The following is a 16,275-nucleotide window of genomic DNA, read 5'->3' as shown; positions in this document are numbered from 1 at the left end:
GCCCGGGTAGTACTTGAGGGGGACCCCGGGAAATCCCCTTCAGCGGCGACGCGGACCAGGCCGGGGCCCGCCTACCGTGGGGAACATGACCGAGACGACCCACGGGGCGACCCCCCGGACACCCGAGCTGCGGCTGGCCTCCGGCTTCGCTCAGAGCCTGCGCGAGACTCTGATCACCGACGCCTTCGCCTACCGGCCCCTGCGTCCGATGCACACGGACGGGCCGCTAACCCGTCGGCTCCCGGCGCGGATACGGGTGGAGGCCGCACATCTGCCGCATGCGGTCGTCTGCACGGTGGCCTTCTTCATCGTGGTCTTCGCCACCGTCACGAGCGGGCTGCCGCAGGCCGTGTCCCTGGTGATGGGACTGCTGGCGGGTCTCCCTGTGGTGCTGACCCTGGTCCGGCCGGTCGCGGCGTTCTGGGCGGCCATGGCGGTCACCCTGGTCTTCGCGCTCCCCAACCAGTGGGATCCCAACTGGCCGTGGATTCCCGTCACGTTCGCCTCGTATCTGGCGACGGTGACCCTGGTGGCCCTGCGGACCAGTCCCCGGACCGCCGGCTGGATGTGGCTGCTGACGGTGCTGCTCGGCAGCGCGATATCGATCGTGCTCGGCGGGGGTCAGACGGTCAACATCGGCCCGATGGCCTTCGCCTCGGCGCTCACCCTGCTGGCCGTGAGCATCCGCAACATCCGCAAGCAGGCGGAGCAGGAGGTCACCGCGCAGCAGGAGGTCACCGCCGTCGAGCGGGACCGGCGGACCCTGCTGGAGGAGCGGACCACCATCGCACGGGAGCTCCACGACGTGGTCGCCCACCACATGTCGGTGGTGGCCATCCAGGCGGAGGCCGCGCCCTACCGGGTGAAGAATCCGCCGCCGGAGCTGGAGGCCGCGTTCGTCACCATCCGGGAGAACGCGGTGGCGGCCCTGACCGAGCTGCGCCGGGTGCTGGGCGTGGTCCGCTCCGCGGACTACGAGGCACCGGACGCCCCGCAGCCGACGCTGGCCTCGCTGGACGGACTGCTGGCCAATGTGCGGGAGGCCGGGCTGAGTGTGGACAAGACCGTGACGGGCGCGGTGCGCGAACTGCCGCCGGGCGTGGAGCTGTCGGCCTACCGGATCATCCAGGAGGCCCTGAGCAACACCCTGCGGCACGCGCCGGGCGCGATTGCCGGGGTGGAGGTCTCGTACGTACTGGGCGGGCTGGGCCTGCGCATCGTCAACGGGGCCGGCACCGGGGACGTGCGGCCCTCGCCGGGGGCCGGGCAGGGGGTCACCGGGATGCGTGAGCGGGTGGCCATGCTGGAAGGGGAGATGACCGCCGGGGAGCTGGACTCCGGGGGGTTCGAGGTGGCGGTGTTCATACCCGTGGCCGCCAACCGTCCGGACCCGGTGAAGGATCCGACATGACGATCCGCGTGCTCATCGTCGACGACCAGATGATGGTCCGGGAGGGGTTCTCCGTCCTGCTGAACGCGATGGACGGCATCGAAGTGGCCGGGGAGGCGGTGAACGGGCGGGAGGCCATCGCCCAGGTGGCGGCCCTGAAGCCGGATGTGGTGCTGATGGACATCCGGATGCCGGAGATGAACGGTCTGGAGGCGACCCGGGAGATCGTGGCCGCCGACACGGACGCGAAGGTGCTGGTCCTGACGACCTTCGACCTCGACGAGTACGTGTACCAGGCCCTGCGGGCCGGTGCGTCCGGGTTCCTCCTCAAGGACGCCTCCGCCCGCCAACTGGCCGACGGGGTGAGGGTGGTGGCCGCCGGGGAGGCACTGCTGGCCCCCTCCGTGACCAAGCGGCTGATCACGGAGTTCTCGAAGTTGTCGGAGACCCGGACGCAGGTGGGCTCGGGCGCGGTCACGGAGCTGACGGAGCGGGAGACCGAGGTGCTGGTGCTGATCGCCCAGGGGTTGTCGAACGCGGAGATCGCGGACCGGCTGATCATCGCCGAGTCCACCATCAAGACGCACGTGAGCCGGATCCTGGTCAAGCTGGGACTGCGGGACCGCACGCAGGCCGCGGTGTTCGCGTACGAGACACGGCTGGTGACCCCCGCTTAGACGGGCCGGGGCCCACCCCGAAAAGTTGTCCACAGCTGTGGACAACTTTTCGGACGGGCGTGGATCAAGGGATGCCAGGGCTCAGGCCACCAGGTCCCGGCGGCGCAGGGCGGTCAGGGCAGCGGCCAGGAGAGCCGCCGCCAGCGCGGTCAGCGTGAGCAGAGGAGCCCAGGTCAGGGCCTCGGAGCCGGGGATCCGGGGCAGGTGGGCGAAGGGCGACAGGTCGAGGACCGCCCGGGGGAGGTTCAGTGCGGGGCCGATCCAGCCGAGGGCCAGCGCGGCCCCGGCCACCGCCCAGGCGGCCGGCGCCTGGCCGGGGACCACCCCGTACAGGAGGGCCGCGACGGCCCCGATCACCCATACCGCGGGGAGCTGCGCGAGCGTGCCCCCGACGGTTCGCGCGAGGTCCGTGCCGTGGCCGAGGCCCAGGCCGAGCCCGCCGAGCAGCAGGATCAGCGCCGACCCGCCGAAGGCGACGGCCAGATGACCGGCGGCCCAGCGCAGCCGGCCGACGGAATGCGCCAGGACCGGCTCCGCCCGCTGCCCCGATTCCTCGGCGCTCAGGCGCAGTACCGCCGACACGATGAAGAGGGCGGCCACCAGCCCCAGCATCCCGGCCATCGTCGCCAGGAAGGCGTCGGTGAGGCCCGCCGCGCCACCCGCACCGCCCGCGCCGCCCATCCGTTCGATGATCTCCCGGGTCCTGGCGTTGTCACCGACCAGCTCGGCGGCTCCGTCCGCCATCCCCCCGAACACCGCACCGGCCAGCAGGAATCCGAGGCTCCAGCCGAGCAGCCCGCCCCGCTGCAGCCGCCACGCGAGCGCACCGGCGCTGCCGAGCCGCCCCTCGGCCGGGCCCGGGCGGACCGCCAGGAAGCTCATGCCGAGGTCGCGGCGGCCGGCGAGTGCGTAGGCCGCCGCCGTCTGGACCGCGAAGGACACCGCGAACAGGGCGAGCACCCACCAGCGTTCGGCCGCGAAGGCCCGTACGTGCTCCAGCCAGCCCAGCGGTGAGATCCAGGTCGCCGCCGACGCGCCGGCCACGGAGCCCGCGTCGCCCGCGGCGCGCAGGACGAAGGCCGCCCCCAGCAGCGCCCCGGCGAGCCCCTTGGCGAGCCGGGCGCTCTCGGTGAGCTGCGCCGTGACGGCGGCCGCCGACGCGAACAGCATCCCGGTGGCGCCGATCCCGAGCCCGAGGGCCAGCGCTCCGCCCGCGCCCCGGCCCGCGAGCCCGGCCGTGACGAGGAGGGCGACCGAGGCGTTGGCGGCCAGGGCCGCCAGCAGGGCCGCCGTCAGCGGGGCCCGGCGACCCACCATCGCCGCGGAAAGGAGTTCCTGACGGCCCGTCTCCTCCTCCTCGCGGGTGTGCCTGATCACGATGATCAGGCTCATGACCCCGGCGAGCAGCCCGGCGAAGACCCCGCCGCGCCAGGCGGTGAGCGCGCCGGTGGAATCGCCGAAGGCGGGGCCGTAGAGGGCGCGGAGCGAGCCGTTCGCGCTCATGGTGGAGAGGAGGCGGGCCCGTTCGGCCCCGGTCGCGTACACCGATTCGAGGGAGGCGGGGAGGCTGAGCACCAGGCCGGCCACGACCAGAATCCAGACCGGCATCATGAGGCGGTCGCGGCGCAGGGCGAGGCGCAGCAGGGCGCCGGTCCCGGCCAGTTGACGGTGGTTCATCGCGCTTCCCCCGTCTCCCCGGCGGCCGGGGCGTAGTGCCGCAGGAAGAGCTCTTCCAGGGTCGGCGGGGCCGCCGTCAGGGACCGTACCCCCGAGGTGGCCAGCGACCGCAGCACGGCGTCCAGCTTGTCCGTATCGGCCTGGAGCCGGATCTTCCCGTCCCGTACCTCCACGTCGTGGACGCCCGGCAGGTGCGCGAGGCCGTTGGGAGGCCCGGCGAGTTCGGCGCTGATCGACGTGCGGGTCAGGTGGCGCAGTTCGGCGAGGCTGCCGGTCTCGACCGTACGGCCCGTGCGGATGATGCTGACCCGGTCGCAGAGGGTCTCGACCTCGCTGAGGATGTGCGAGCTGAGGAGGACGGTGCGGCCGGCGGCCCGGGCCTCGCGGACGCAGCTCCGGAAGACCTCCTCCATCAGCGGGTCGAGCCCGGAGGTGGGCTCGTCGAGGATGAGCAGCTCCACGTCGGCGGCGAAGGCGGCGACGAGGGCGACCTTTTGCCGGTTGCCCTTGGAGTACGTGCGCCCCTTCTTGGTCGGGTCGAGTTCGAACCGCTCGATCAGCTCGGCGCGGCGCGCCCGGTCGAGGCCGGCCCGGCCGCCGCGCAGGCGGCCGTAGAGGTCGATGACCTCGCCGCCCGAGAGGTTGCGCCAGAGGGTGACATCGCCGGGTACGTAGGCGATGCGGCGGTGCAGCTCGACGGCATCGGCCCACGGATCGCCGCCGAGCAGTGCGACGGCGCCGGAGTCGGCGCGCAGCAGACCGAGCAGGACCCGGATCGCGGTGGACTTGCCGGCGCCGTTGGGGCCGAGGAATCCGTGGACCTCTCCGGTGGCTACCGCGAGGTCGAGACCGTCCAGTGCACGGGTGCGGCCGAACGCCTTGTGGAGTCCGGCGGCGCTGATTGCCTTCGTCATGTTTCCGAACGTACGCTTCTTTCACAATTTTGTGAAGGTCGGGAATCACGTAAAGTCGGGAGGGTGGCGGACGACATGAACGAAGACGTGATGGACGAGGCGGGCCCCCGGGACCGGGACGAGGAAGCGGTCTCCCGCTTCGTCGAGCGGTTCGCCGCGCAGCTGACCGAGGCGGGGATGCAGCGGATGGCGGCGCGCGTCTTCGCCCGGCTGCTCGCCAGCGACGGCGGCGCGATGACCTCGGCCGAGCTGGGCGCGGCCCTGCGGATCAGCCCCGCGGCCGTATCGGGGGCCGTCTCCTACCTCTCCCAGGTCAACATGGTCAGCCGGGAGCGCGAGCCGGGTTCGCGGCGCGACCGCTACGTGCTGCACAACGAGCTCTGGTACGAGACCTTCACCCGCCGGGACCAGATCCTGACCCACTGGGAGAAGACCCTCCGCGACGGCGCGGACAGCCTCGGCCCCGGTTCTCCCGCGGGCGCCCGGGTCGCCGAGACGGCGGCGTTCTTCGAGTTCATGCAGGCGGAACTCCTGGGCCTGATGGACCGCTGGCGCGCCCACCGCGCGACCCTGAACCTGCCGTAGCCCGGGTCGCCGGCCCTGTGGCGGCCCCCGGACCGTGCCGGCCTCCGGCCCCGTGGCGGCCCCCGGACCGTCCGCCTAGCGTGGCCCGGGGGGCCTGCTTCCCGGCCACGGGACTCAGGACACCGGACTCAGGGCACGGGACCCAGGACACGGGACTCCGTACACCTGACTCCGTACACCGGACTCAGGAGCAGAACCTCATGGCCGACAGCACCGCCCGCACCCCCGCCATCGTCCTCGTCCACGGCTTCTGGGGCGGCGCCGCCCACTGGGCCAAGGTCATCGGCGAGCTCCACCGCCGCGGGCACACCGACCTGCACGCCGTCGAGAATCCGCTGACCTCCCTCGCCGACGACGCCGAGCGGACCCGCAAGATGGTCCGGCAGATCGACGGGCCGGTGCTCCTCGTCGGCCACTCGTACGGCGGAGCCGTCATCACCGAGGCGGGCGACCTGCCCAACGTCACCGGACTGGTCTACGTCGCCGCCTTCGCCCCCGACTCCGGCGAGAGCCCCGGCGGGATCAGCCAGGAGAAGCCGCCCGCGGCGTTCGAGAACATCGCGCCCGACTCCGACGGCTACCTGTGGGTCCGGCAGGACAGGTTCCACGAGAGCTTCGCCCAGGACCTCACGCCCGAGGAAGCCCTGGTCATGGCCGTGACGCAGAAGGCTCCCCTCGCCTCCACCTTCGGCGACGCCGTCACCGCGCCGGCCTGGCGCGCGAAGCCGTCCTGGTACCAGGTCTCCACCGCCGACCGCATGATCCATCCGGACAACGAGCGCCGCATGGCGGCCCGGATGAACCCCCGCAAGACCGTCGAGCTCGACGCGAGCCACGCCTCCCTCGCCTCGCGGCCCGGCCCGGTCTGCGACCTCATCGAGGCGGCCGCCTCCGCCTGAGCGCGCCCCGCCGCCACACCCTGCGCGCCCGGCCCAGCTCCCGGGCGCGCGGCGCCCACACCACGGCCCCGGGCCCCGGGTCCCCGGCCAGCCACACGAACCGCTCCGGCGGCGGATCCGGCGCCGGCGACTGCGCCGGATCGGTACGGGGCCACGCACGCGCCGGCATCACCCGCCGCCCCAGCGGCCCCAGCGACAGCACCCACGGCCCGCCGCGGCCGCGGCCGCCGGAGCCGCCGCTCAGCACCAGCAGCGGCGGCAGCCCGTACCCGCGCAGCACCCGAACGTCGTACGGGGTCCAGCGCAGCTCCGGATCCCGCAGGACCCGGCGCACGCGCCGGGCGACGTGGAGCTCCCGGAGGGCGACGAACACGGGCAGGCACAGCACCCCCAGCAGGACCGCCCGCAGGGGCGCGGGGTGGGTGACCAGCGCCCCGATCAGCGCGGGCCAGCACAGCACCGGCAGCAGCAGAATCAGCAGCGCGTCCTGCCGCCAGTCGCCAAGCGCATCCCGCACGTCCGCCTCCCCGGGCACCCCGGACACGGGCAGCTCCGTCACGGGCACCCCAGGCACGAACGCCCCGGCCACCGGCAGCCCAGACACGGGCACTCCGGGCACGGACGGCCCGGCCACCGGCAGCCCAGGCACGCACGACTCCGTCACGGGCAATCCAGGCAAGGACGCCCCGGCCACCAGCAGCCCAGGCACGGGCGCCCCGGGCACGGGCAGCTCCGTCACGGGCGCCCCAGGCACGGGCGGCCCGGCCACCGGCAGCCCAGGCACGGGCACTCCGGGCACGGGCGGCACCGTCACGGGCACTCCGGACACGGACGCCCCGGACACCGGCAGCCCAGGCACGCACGACTCCGTCACGGGCAATCCGGGCACGGACGACCCGGACACCAGCAGCCCAGGCACGGGCACCCCGGGCACGGACGACCCGGACACCAGCGGCCCAGGCACCGGCACCCCGGGCACGGGCACTCCGGGCACGGGCAGCTCCGTCACGGGCGCCCCAGGCACGAACGCCCCGGCCACCGGCAGCCCGGGCACGGGCACTCCGGGCACGCACGACTCCGTCACGGGCACTCCGGGCACGGACGACCCGGCCACCAGCGGCCCAGGCACCGGCACCCCGGGCACCGGCACCCCGGGCACCGGCACCCCGGGCACCGGCACCCCGGGCACGGGCACTCCGGGCACGGGCACTCCGGGCACGGGCAGCTCCGTCACGGGCACTCCGGACACGGACGCCCCGGACACCGGCAGCCCAGGCACGCACGACTCCGTCACGGGCAGCTCCGTGACGGGCACTCCGGGCACGGACGCCCCGGGCGGCACCGGCGCCCCGGCCATCGGCGGCTCGTCGGCCGGCTCGCCGGCCGGGTCGCCGGTCACCATACGAAGTTCCTGCGGATGCCGAGGACGAAGCCGGAGGCGGTCGTCATCACGCCGAGGGCGCCCAGCGGGCCCGCCCACCGCACGCCCGGGCCGGCTGCGCCGACCTCGTGGAGGCGGCCCCGCCAGGGCCGGTGGGTGGCCGCCTTCGCCTCCTGCGCCGGGCAACGGAACGCGGCGGTCCGCTCCTGCTCCCCGAAGGCACGGTCCCGCCAGGGCATCACGCAGCTCCGCTCGTCCGCGCTCCGGCCGACCACCCTCAAGGACACCGTCGGGTCGTCGTAGGCCGCGCCGATCCCCGCGTTCCTGGCGAACGCGCACAGGGCGGCCCCGGTGAGCGTCACCCACCGGACCACCCCGATCCACCAGGGAACGTCCACGATCCCGCCCCGCGCCATCGCTCCCGCCTCCGCCTCCTGCGTCAGCGCTGCAGCGGCAGTGTCAGCCCCCAGGCACCGGGGCGCAAGGTCCACGTACGACGCCGGACCGGGCCGGTGATGCCGCCGTCCGACCGGTAGCGGAAGTCCTCCCCGGACACGGTCACCGCCGACGCCCGCACCCGCACCACCCGGCCGGAGCCGTCTCCGCCCCCGGATCCCGATCCGGGGACGGGGACGGGCCCAGCCCCGGTGCCGGCCCCCCGGCCCGCGCCCGCGCCCGCGCCGCCCGGACCCGGTGCCGCCAACGCCCTCATCCGGACCAGCACGTCCGCGAGCCCGTCGCCCTCCCGGGCCGACACGGCGAGGTCCTCCACCAGCCCGTCCACGTCCGCCAGGACCACCCCGTCGGCCTCCACCCGCAGCCGGTGGCCGCCACCGGACCCGGTGGCGGACGGCGCGCCCGCCGGGCGGCCGAACGTACGGACCAGCGAGCGGTACGCGTTCCACACCGACGGCCCGGCCGGCCGCGGCACGCCCCCGGGCCCGGACCGGGCCCCGGATCCGGATCCGGGCCCCACGGGCGGCGGCGGGATGCCGATCCCGCCCAGCACCACCCCGTCGCTGTCGTCGACCAGCAGGTCCCGCATGCAGACGGCCCCGTCCAGGACCGCCCGCGCGGCCGCCACGGCCGACAGCGGCACGCCGAGCTGCAAGGCCAGTACCAGGGAAGGCGCCGGCCCCACCGGAATCAGCGAAACGGCTCCCTCGGACAGCGCCCGCTCCCGGTGCAGCAGCCCGACGGCCCGTACGAGCGCACGGTCGTCGCCCACGATCACCGGCTGCCGATGACCCCGGCGGGCGAGGGCCCGCGCAAACTCCTCCCGTGAGTCCGGGAGACAAATTTTCGCCGCCGCTCCCGCTGACAACACATCTTTCGCAATTCGCACGGACTCGCCGTCAAGACGGCGGGCGACCGGGTCGACGAGCACGAGCAGACCGCCTACCGGCGCGCCCGCATGGCTCATGGTGGGCTCTGGAGCCGACACCTCGGTCCTTCCTCGGGTAGCATCTTTGTGCAAGAGGCCCTTGCGCTATTGCGCCAGGGCCTTCGTCTATTCCGGGGTACCGGTCCGACGGCTCAGCCTGCGGTGTACATCGTCGTACGCCCCCTGACCTTGGACATGCCCCATCCGGAAGAGGTGTACGCCTGTGCCCGCTCTTGTGCTGCTCGGAGCTCAGTGGGGTGACGAGGGCAAGGGAAAGGCCACCGACCTGCTCGGTGGATCCGTTGACTATGTAGTGCGTTACCAGGGCGGCAACAACGCCGGCCACACGGTCGTCGTGGGCGACCAGAAGTACGCGCTGCACCTTCTCCCTTCCGGCATCCTCTCCCCCGGATGCACCCCGGTCATCGGCAACGGTGTCGTCATCGACCCGGCCGTCCTGCTCTCCGAGCTGCGCGGTCTGAACGAGCGCGGCATCGACACCTCCAAGCTGCTGGTCAGCGGCAACGCGCACGTGATCACGCCGTACAACGTCACCCTCGACAAGGTCGGCGAGCGCTTCCTCGGCAAGCGCAAGATCGGTACGACCGGCCGCGGCATCGGACCGACCTACGCGGACAAGATCAACCGCGTCGGCATCCGGATCCAGGACCTCTACGACGAGTCGATCCTCACCCAGAAGGTCGAAGCGGCGCTGGAGGGCAAGAACCAGCTCCTCACCAAGCTGTACAACCGCCGCGCGATCGAGTCGGCGCAGATCGTCGAAGAGCTGCTCGGCTACGCGGAGCAGATCAAGCAGTACGTCGCCGACACCACCCTGATCATCAACAAGGCGCTCGACCAGGACAAGGTCGTGCTCTTCGAGGGCGGCCAGGGCACGCTGCTCGACGTCGACCACGGCACGTACCCCTTCGTCACCTCCTCGAACCCGACCGCCGGTGGCGCCTGCACCGGTGCGGGCGTCGGCCCGACGAAGATCAGCCGCGTCATCGGCATCCTGAAGGCGTACACGACCCGCGTCGGCGCCGGCCCGTTCCCGACCGAGCTGTTCGACGCGGACGGCGAGGCCCTGCGCCGCATCGGCGGCGAGCGCGGCGTCACCACCGGCCGTGACCGCCGCTGCGGCTGGTTCGACGCCCCGATCGCCCGCTACGCGACCCGCGTCAACGGCCTGACGGACTTCTTCCTCACCAAGCTGGACGTGCTGACCGGCTGGGAAGAGATCCCGGTCTGCGTCGCGTACGAGATCGACGGCAAGCGCGTCGAGGAGCTCCCGTACTCGCAGACGGACTTCCACCACGCGAAGCCGATCTACGAAAACTTCCCCGGCTGGTCCGAGGACATCACCAAGGCCAAGACCTTCGCGGACCTCCCGAAGAACGCCCAGGCGTACGTCAAGGCCCTGGAGGAGATGTCGGGCGCCCCGATCTCCGCGATCGGCGTGGGCCCCGGCCGCACCGAGACGATCGAGATCAACTCGTTCCTCTAGGCGGTCCGGGCACCTCCGGCAGTCCGTCCGAAGGGGCGGTGCGCACCTCGCGCACCGCCCCTTCGGCGTACCCGCACCCTTCTCCGCGCACCCGCGCACCCGCGCAACCGGGCACCCGGGCACCCGGGCACCCGGAAAAGAAATCCTCCGCGCCCTGTCACATCCGCGCGGTCCCGCGGGTCAGTGCGGTGGGACGCCAACGGGGCGGACCTGAAGGAGAGCAGCCATGACGAACATGCCGAACCCGACGAACACCTCGACCGGCACCCCGACCGGCACCCCGGCCGCCACCACCGCCTCCCGCTCGCGGATGCCCGACCCCGGCGCGTTCGTTCCCGAGCTGGCCGACATCAGCGCCGCCCTCTTCCGGGCCACGGGCAACCGCTCCGTGCCGCGCACCACCATGAGCCTCGTCCACCTGCGCGCCGGGCAGATCGTCGGCAACACCTACCTGACCACCCTGAACACCGGTTTCCTGCGCAAGGCCGGGGAGACCGAGGAGCGGATCACCGCCGTCTCCTCCTGGACGGACGCCCGCTGCTTCACCGGGGCCGAGCGGGCGGCGCTCGCCCTGGTGGAGGCGACCCTCCAGCCGGCCCCGTACGGCAGGGAGCGGGTTTCCGACGCGCTGTACGCGGAGGTCGCGGAGCACTACGACGAGAAGGCGCTCGCCACGCTCACCATCGCGATCGGCCAGATCAACTTCTTCATCGCCCTGGCCGTCATCGGGAAGCCGGCCCCGGTCACCTCGCTCGCGGACGAGCAGTGGGACTGACGGAGCTACGGAGCTACGGAGCTACCAGGCCAGCTGTGCGATCTCCTCCGACACCACCGCGCACGCGTCCGCCGCCGGGTCGATGAGGGGGAAGTGGCCCACCCCGTCCAGCAGGGTCAGGCCCACCATCTCCCCCGCCAGCGCGGCCGCCGCGACGTAGGCCTCCGACACCGCCTCCGGGACCACGATGTCTGCGCGCCCCTGGACCACGGCCGTCGCGATGCCGGTCGGGAGCAGCGCCGCCGGATCGGCGTACGGGCGCCGCGCGGCGAAGGCTTCGGCCCCGCCCAGGAGTTGCGCCGAGGCGCCCCCGCACACACCGAGCTCCTCCGCCACCGCGAAGTCCGCGATCGGGGCCAGCGCCACCACACCCCGCAGCAGCGGCGGCGAGGGCAGTCTCCAGCCGGCCGGGGCGTCGGGCGGGAGCACGTGCCGGGCCGCGGCCCACAGCGCGAGGTGGCCTCCGGCCGAGTGGCCGGTCAGCACCATGCGGCGCGGGTCGGCCTCCGGCAGGGCGCCGGCGGCCAGCTCCGGGAGGGCGTCCAGTGCGGCGGCCACGTCGTCGAAGGTCTCGGGCCAGCGGCCGGCGACCGGACCCTCGGCGTTCTGATGGGGCACGGGCAGCGATGCCGGGGACTGGCCCCGCCGGTACTCCACGTTGGCGACGGCGAAACCCTGCCGGGCCAGGAAATCCGCGAAGGGGCTGATGTGCTGCCGGTCGTACGGGGAGCGCCAGGCCCCTCCGTGCAGGACGACGACCAGCGGCGCGGAGCGCGCGGCGCCCGGCTGCGCCCGCTCCCCGCGCGGGGCGTGGAAGTAGACGGTCTGGTCGGGGTGTTCACCGTAGGCGGCCGTGGCGTCGGGGGTCACGGGCGGATGGGAGAAGGCCGAGGCGGCCTCGGCGGCGTCCCGTTCGACAGCGGGGTCCGTCATCGGCTCAACCTCCGGTAACGCAGGGGACGAGGGGGACTGGTGTTCCGGTCCGGCAGAGCGGGACCGTATCAGGCCGGAACGCTCCCCTCCGTGGCGGGCCGGGGAGATACCGGCGCGGGCGGGGCCGTAGCCCCGCCCGCGCGGTGATGTGACGTTTCGCTACCGGTTCACCCGAAAATGTGACCCAGTGTGCGCGCCGCACGCTCCGCGTCCGCGAAGCCCACGTACAGCGGGGTGAATCCGAAGCGCAGGACGTCGGGGGCGCGGAAGTCCCCGATCACCCCGCGGGAGATCAGCTCGCGCATGATCCCGTCGGCGTTCTCCGTGCGCAGCGACACCTGGCTGGCGCGCCGGTCGTGCCCGGTGGGGGTGACCACCTCGACCTTGCCCGCGGGGACGTACGCCGCCACGCAGTCGAGGAAGAAGTCGGTCAGCGCGAGGGACTTCGCGCGGACGTCCTCGACCGCGACCCCGTCCCAGGCGTCCAGGGCGGCCTCCAGCGCGAGCATGGACAGGATGTCCGGGGTCCCGACGCGGGCCCGCGCCACGCCCTGCGCGGCCTCGTAGGAGGGGGTCATCGCGAACGGGTCCGCGTGGCCGTTCCAGCCGGGCAGCGGTGAGTCGAAGGCGCCCTGGTGGCGGGCCGCGACGTACAGGTACGCGGGGGCGCCGGGGCCGCCGTTGAGGTACTTGTACGTACAGCCCACCGCGAGGTCCACCCCGTGGGCGTCGAGGCCCACGGGCAGCGCCCCGGCCGTGTGGCACAGGTCCCAGACGGCGAGCGCCCCCGCGGCGTGCGCGGCCGCGGTGAGGGCGGGCAGGTCGTGCAGGCGGCCGGTGCGGTAGTCGGCGTGGTTGAGGAGGACCACGGCGGTGTCGGGGCCCATCGCCTCCGCGGCGGCGGCCGGGTCGACCGGGACGACGCGCAGGCCCGTCATCCGGGCCGCCGATGCGGCGATGTAGCCGTCGGTGGGGAAGGTGGCGGCGTCCACGAGCAGCTCGGTCCGGCCGGGTGGGGCCAGCCGGGCGGCGCCGACGAGGGCCTTGAAGAGGTTGACGCTGGTGGAGTCGCCGACGACGACCTGCCCGGCGGCGGCGCCGACGACCGGGGCGATCCGGTCGCCGATGCGCTCGGGGGCGTTCCACCAGTTGGCCGCGCCCTCGGTCCAGGAGCGGATCAGGCGGGTGCCCCACTGCTCCGTGACCACCTCGGCGAGGCGTGCGGCGACCCCCGTGGGAAGCGCGCCGAGGCTGTTGCCGTCGAGGTAGACCACGCCCTCGGGGAGGGTGAAGCGGTCGCGGAGCTTGCCGAGGGGATCGGCCGCGTCCAAGGCTTCGGCGCGGACGGCCAGGTCGGTGCCCGGGTGCGTGTCAGACATGGCTGCGCGCCGTCCAGAGCTCCGGGAACACGTTCTTCTGGGCCCGCTTCTCCAGCCAGGTCACGCCGGCCGAACCGCCGGTGCCCGTCTTGGCGCCCATCGCGCGCCGGGTGGCGACCAGGTGGTCGTTGCGCCAGCGCCAGACGAGCTCGGCGACGTCGGTCAGGACCTCGCCGAGCCGGTGCAGGTCGAGGTGGGCGTCCGGGGTGGCGTACAGGTCCGTCCAGACGGCCTCGACCTCGGCCGAGGGCTCGTAGCGCTGCGAGAGGTCGCGGTCGAGGACCGACTGCGGGACCGGCAGGCCGCGGCGGGCGAGGAGGCTCAGCACCTCGTCGTAGAGGCTGGGTTCGTGGAGTGCCTTCTCCAGCTCCGCGTGGACGCGCGGGGCGCCGCGGTGCGGGACCAGCATGGAGGCGGCCTTGTCGCCGAGCAGGAACTCCATCCGGCGGTACATCGCCGACTGGAAGCCGGAGCCCTCGCCGAGGGCGGAGCGGTACGCGTTGAACTGGCCCGGGGTCAGCTGGGCGAGGGGGCGCCAGGAGGCGTTGAGGGCCTCCAGCTCGCGGAGGGATCGTTTCAGCGCGTCCATCGCGACGGGGAGCTCGTCCTCGCGGAGCGCCTTCGAGGCGGTCTCCCACTCGTGGACGATGACCGTGAACCACAGCTCCATGACCTGGGTGGTGACCAGGAAGACCATCTCGCCCGGGTCGTCCGAGCGCAGCTGCTGGAGGTGGGTGAGGACGTCCGCCTGGACGTAGTCCTCGTAGGGGGTCGTGCCGGCGAAGTCGAGGTTCGGGGTGTCCGAACCGCCGTCTCCGGAGGCATCAAGGGCGTGCGACATCGCTGTCTCCTCGATACGTGCTTCCGGGTAGCGGTCCGCTCCTTCCGGTGAGGTGAGTGGAGCTCCGGTCCCCTGTCCGCATCATAAGACGGTCCTGCCGCAGGGCTTCAATAGTCAGTGGCGCACGTCACTTTCCGCGACCGGAGGTTTTCGCGGCCGGAGGCTTCCGCACCCCGGGGCTGCCGCGGCCGAGGGCTTCCGCGCCCCGGGGCTTCCGCGGCCGGGCGGACCCGCGAGGAGCCCGCCCGGTCGCGGAAGGGTTCGCGTCAGGCGCCGAGAACGTCCGCGGCCGTCTCGGAGGAGTCGCGCAGGAAGGTCGAGCAGCGCTCGTACTCCTCCTTCTCGTCGATCGCGCCGGCCGCGCGGGCCAGGGCGTTCAGGGCGCGCAGGAAGCCGCGGTTCGGCTCGTGCTCCCACGGCACCGGGCCGTGGCCCTTCCAGCCGGCGCGGCGCAGCGCGTCCAGGCCGCGGTGGTAGCCCGTACGGGCGTAGGCGTACGACTCGACCGTGCGGCCGGCCTCGAAGGCCTCGTCGGCGAGGAGGGCCCAGGCCAGGGAGGAGGTCGGGTGCGCGGCGGCCACCTCGACGGCGGGGGTGCCCGCGGCGAGGGCCGCGATGCCCGGCTCGTCGGGGAGGTGGGTGGGGGCGGGGCCCCCGAGGAGGTTCTGGTGAAGAGACATGCCCACAGTCTGTCGGATGGGGAATGCCGGCACGCGGGAAGGGCCCGGCCCCGCCGTCCGTGGACGGTGGGGCCGGGCCCTTCCGGGAAAGCCGGGGCTACTTGAGCTTGGTGCCCGTGGAACGCAGGTTCGCGCAGGCCTCGGTGACGCGCGCGGCCATGCCCGCCTCGGCGGCCTTGCCCCAGGTGCGGGGGTCGTACTTCGACTTGGTGCCGACCTCGCCGTCGACCTTCAGGACCGCGTCGTAGTTGCGGAACATGTGGTCCACGACCGGACGGGTGAAGGCGTACTGGGTGTCGGTGTCGAGGTTCATCTTCACGACGCCGTTCTCCAGCGCGGTGGCGATCTCCTCGGCCGTGGAGCCCGAGCCGCCGTGGAAGACGAAGTCGAACGGGGAGGACTTGCCGTACTTCTCGCCGACGCCGGCCTGGAGGTCCTTGAGGAGCTCGGGGCGCAGGACGACGTTGCCCGGCTTGTAGACGCCGTGCACGTTGCCGAAGGAGGCGGCCAGCAGGTAGCGGCCCTTCTCGCCCAGGCCCAGGGCCTCGGCGGTGCGCAGCGCGTCGTCGACGGTGGTGTACAGCTCGTCGTTGATCTCGTGGCTGACGCCGTCCTCCTCGCCACCGGTCGGGGTGATCTCGACCTCAAGGATGATCTTCGCGGCGGCGGCCTTGGCGAGCAGCTCCTGGCCGATGGCCAGGTTGTCGGCCAGGGTCTCGGCGGAACCGTCCCACATGTGCGACTGGAAGAGCGGGTTCAGGCCGCGGGCCACGCGCTCGGCGGAGATCTCGAGCAGCGGGCGGACGTAGCCGTCCAGCTTGTCCTTGGGGCAGTGGTCCGTGTGCAGCGCGACGGTGATGTCGTACTTGGCGGCCACGATGTGCGCGAACTCGGCCAGGGCGGCGGCGCCGGTGACCATGTCCTTGTTGTACTGGCCACCCAGGAACTCCGCACCACCGGTGGAGATCTGGATGATGCCGTCGCTCTCGGCCTCCGCGAAGCCGCGCAGTGCAGCGTGCAGGGTCTGGGTCGAGGTCACGTTGATCGCCGGGTAGGCAAACTTGCCTGCCTTCGCCCGGTCGAGCATCTCGTTGTAGACCTCGGGGGTTGCGATGGGCATCTGTCCGCTCCTTGGATGTGCGGGGAGTGTGCTTATTGCGGGCCCTGACCTGGGGGCGACGTTGCCGTCGTGCCCATCTTTCCAGACTCGGGCCCCCACTCCACCTCCGCGACGGCCCCGCGCGGGCCGATCC

Annotated in this window: 16 protein-coding genes; 6 read left to right on the top strand and 10 right to left on the bottom strand. The window is 73.2% G+C overall.

The genetic code is table 11. The features are described from left to right. Positions 1-85: 85 nt before the first annotated feature. Both ACWCP2_RS28490 and ACWCP2_RS28485 read left to right on the top strand, forming a co-directional pair. The gene (locus ACWCP2_RS28490) at positions 86-1,411 is read left to right on the top strand and encodes a sensor histidine kinase (RefSeq protein ID WP_450911437.1); all 1,326 of its coding nucleotides are present in this window, start codon (positions 86-88) and stop codon (positions 1,409-1,411) included. Further along, entirely contained in the window at positions 1,408-2,067 is a 660-nt protein-coding gene (locus ACWCP2_RS28485; RefSeq protein ID WP_450911436.1) for a response regulator, read from the top strand. The genes ACWCP2_RS28490 and ACWCP2_RS28485 overlap by 4 nt, the downstream gene beginning before the upstream one ends. A gap of 81 nt (positions 2,068-2,148) precedes the next feature. On the opposite strand, the gene ACWCP2_RS28480 is transcribed toward ACWCP2_RS28485, so the two are convergent. Together ACWCP2_RS28480 and ACWCP2_RS28475 are read right to left on the bottom strand one after the other, a co-directional pair. After that, complete coding sequence (locus tag ACWCP2_RS28480) at positions 2,149-3,744, bottom strand: ABC transporter permease (protein WP_450911435.1); 1,596 nt, start codon at positions 3,742-3,744, stop codon at positions 2,149-2,151. After that, positions 3,741-4,658 carry an ABC transporter ATP-binding protein gene (locus ACWCP2_RS28475; protein WP_450911434.1) on the bottom strand — a complete coding sequence of 306 codons (918 nt, stop codon included), beginning with the start codon at positions 4,656-4,658 and terminating at the stop codon, positions 3,741-3,743. Before ACWCP2_RS28475 ends, ACWCP2_RS28480 begins: the two co-directional genes overlap by 4 nt. Positions 4,659-4,733: 75 nt before the next feature. Here ACWCP2_RS28475 and ACWCP2_RS28470 point away from each other — a divergent pair, with 75 nt between their 5' ends. After that, on the top strand, positions 4,734-5,243 hold the full coding sequence (locus ACWCP2_RS28470; RefSeq protein WP_450911433.1) for a GbsR/MarR family transcriptional regulator: 510 nt from the start codon (positions 4,734-4,736) through the stop codon (positions 5,241-5,243). A gap of 200 nt (positions 5,244-5,443) precedes the next feature. Further along, complete coding sequence (locus tag ACWCP2_RS28465; protein WP_450911432.1) at positions 5,444-6,142, top strand: alpha/beta hydrolase; 699 nt, start codon at positions 5,444-5,446, stop codon at positions 6,140-6,142. Here the strand turns inward: ACWCP2_RS28465 and ACWCP2_RS28460 are convergent. The 3 genes from ACWCP2_RS28460 to ACWCP2_RS28450 all read right to left on the bottom strand — a co-directional run bounded on the left by ACWCP2_RS28460 (position 6,117) and on the right by ACWCP2_RS28450 (position 8,946). Further along, positions 6,117-6,659 carry a hypothetical protein gene (locus tag ACWCP2_RS28460; protein ID WP_450911431.1) on the bottom strand — a complete coding sequence of 181 codons (543 nt, stop codon included), beginning with the start codon at positions 6,657-6,659 and terminating at the stop codon, positions 6,117-6,119. The genes ACWCP2_RS28465 and ACWCP2_RS28460 overlap by 26 nt on opposite strands. An 878-nt stretch (positions 6,660-7,537) precedes the next feature. Continuing rightward, complete coding sequence (locus ACWCP2_RS28455; RefSeq protein WP_450911430.1) at positions 7,538-7,939, bottom strand: hypothetical protein; 402 nt, start codon at positions 7,937-7,939, stop codon at positions 7,538-7,540. A gap of 23 nt (positions 7,940-7,962) precedes the next feature. Next, on the bottom strand, positions 7,963-8,946 hold the full coding sequence (locus ACWCP2_RS28450; protein WP_450911462.1) for a diacylglycerol kinase: 984 nt from the start codon (positions 8,944-8,946) through the stop codon (positions 7,963-7,965). Positions 8,947-9,130: 184 nt separating this feature from the next. Between ACWCP2_RS28450 and ACWCP2_RS28445 the strand changes: the two genes are divergently transcribed. Together ACWCP2_RS28445 and ACWCP2_RS28440 are read left to right on the top strand one after the other, a co-directional pair. Further along, the gene (locus tag ACWCP2_RS28445; protein ID WP_327305424.1) at positions 9,131-10,414 is read left to right on the top strand and encodes an adenylosuccinate synthase; all 1,284 of its coding nucleotides are present in this window, start codon (positions 9,131-9,133) and stop codon (positions 10,412-10,414) included. A 235-nt stretch (positions 10,415-10,649) separates the two neighbouring features. Beyond that, positions 10,650-11,189: a carboxymuconolactone decarboxylase family protein gene (locus tag ACWCP2_RS28440; protein ID WP_450911461.1), complete on the top strand. Its 540-nt coding sequence runs from the start codon at positions 10,650-10,652 to the stop codon at positions 11,187-11,189. A gap of 21 nt (positions 11,190-11,210) precedes the next feature. Here ACWCP2_RS28440 and ACWCP2_RS28435 read toward each other — a convergent pair whose 3' ends face one another. From ACWCP2_RS28435 to fbaA, 5 genes are all read right to left on the bottom strand, one after another. Beyond that, positions 11,211-12,122, bottom strand: coding sequence for an alpha/beta hydrolase family protein (locus tag ACWCP2_RS28435; protein WP_450911429.1), 912 nt, complete (start codon positions 12,120-12,122; stop codon positions 11,211-11,213). 167 nt (positions 12,123-12,289) lie between these two features. Continuing rightward, on the bottom strand, positions 12,290-13,501 hold the full coding sequence (kynU, locus tag ACWCP2_RS28430) for a kynureninase (RefSeq protein WP_450911428.1): 1,212 nt from the start codon (positions 13,499-13,501) through the stop codon (positions 12,290-12,292). After that, complete coding sequence (locus ACWCP2_RS28425) at positions 13,494-14,342, bottom strand: tryptophan 2,3-dioxygenase family protein (protein ID WP_450911427.1); 849 nt, start codon at positions 14,340-14,342, stop codon at positions 13,494-13,496. Before ACWCP2_RS28425 ends, kynU begins: the two co-directional genes overlap by 8 nt. 266 nt (positions 14,343-14,608) lie before the next feature. After that, the gene (locus ACWCP2_RS28420; protein WP_266879810.1) at positions 14,609-15,022 is read right to left on the bottom strand and encodes a DUF3151 domain-containing protein; all 414 of its coding nucleotides are present in this window, start codon (positions 15,020-15,022) and stop codon (positions 14,609-14,611) included. 97 nt (positions 15,023-15,119) lie between these two features. Continuing rightward, complete coding sequence (fbaA, locus tag ACWCP2_RS28415) at positions 15,120-16,142, bottom strand: class II fructose-bisphosphate aldolase (protein ID WP_243330679.1); 1,023 nt, start codon at positions 16,140-16,142, stop codon at positions 15,120-15,122. Between the last annotated feature and the right edge of the window lie 133 nt (positions 16,143-16,275).

The sequence above is a fragment of the Streptomyces sp. NPDC002104 genome (assembly GCF_053593795.1).
Note: the sequence above shows the minus strand (reverse complement) of the source record. Positions and strands in the feature narration are given on the sequence as shown.

What these genes read in the sequence shown, in the direction of transcription:
- ACWCP2_RS28490 (WP_450911437.1), top strand. Translation starts at nt 86, where the DNA reads ATGACCGAGACGACCCACGGGGCGACCCCCCGGACACCCGAGCTGCGG.
- ACWCP2_RS28485 (WP_450911436.1), top strand. Translation starts at nt 1,408, where the DNA reads ATGACGATCCGCGTGCTCATCGTCGACGACCAGATGATGGTCCGGGAG.
- ACWCP2_RS28480 (WP_450911435.1), bottom strand. Translation starts at nt 3,744, where the DNA reads ATGAACCACCGTCAACTGGCCGGGACCGGCGCCCTGCTGCGCCTCGCC.
- ACWCP2_RS28475 (WP_450911434.1), bottom strand. Translation starts at nt 4,658, where the DNA reads ATGACGAAGGCAATCAGCGCCGCCGGACTCCACAAGGCGTTCGGCCGC.
- ACWCP2_RS28470 (WP_450911433.1), top strand. Translation starts at nt 4,734, where the DNA reads ATGAACGAAGACGTGATGGACGAGGCGGGCCCCCGGGACCGGGACGAG.
- ACWCP2_RS28465 (WP_450911432.1), top strand. Translation starts at nt 5,444, where the DNA reads ATGGCCGACAGCACCGCCCGCACCCCCGCCATCGTCCTCGTCCACGGC.
- ACWCP2_RS28455 (WP_450911430.1), bottom strand. Translation starts at nt 7,939, where the DNA reads ATGGCGCGGGGCGGGATCGTGGACGTTCCCTGGTGGATCGGGGTGGTC.
- ACWCP2_RS28450 (WP_450911462.1), bottom strand. Translation starts at nt 8,946, where the DNA reads ATGAGCCATGCGGGCGCGCCGGTAGGCGGTCTGCTCGTGCTCGTCGAC.
- ACWCP2_RS28440 (WP_450911461.1), top strand. Translation starts at nt 10,650, where the DNA reads ATGCCGAACCCGACGAACACCTCGACCGGCACCCCGACCGGCACCCCG.
- ACWCP2_RS28435 (WP_450911429.1), bottom strand. Translation starts at nt 12,122, where the DNA reads ATGACGGACCCCGCTGTCGAACGGGACGCCGCCGAGGCCGCCTCGGCC.
- kynU (WP_450911428.1), bottom strand. Translation starts at nt 13,501, where the DNA reads ATGTCTGACACGCACCCGGGCACCGACCTGGCCGTCCGCGCCGAAGCC.
- ACWCP2_RS28425 (WP_450911427.1), bottom strand. Translation starts at nt 14,342, where the DNA reads ATGTCGCACGCCCTTGATGCCTCCGGAGACGGCGGTTCGGACACCCCG.
- ACWCP2_RS28420 (WP_266879810.1), bottom strand. Translation starts at nt 15,022, where the DNA reads ATGTCTCTTCACCAGAACCTCCTCGGGGGCCCCGCCCCCACCCACCTC.
- fbaA (WP_243330679.1), bottom strand. Translation starts at nt 16,142, where the DNA reads ATGCCCATCGCAACCCCCGAGGTCTACAACGAGATGCTCGACCGGGCG.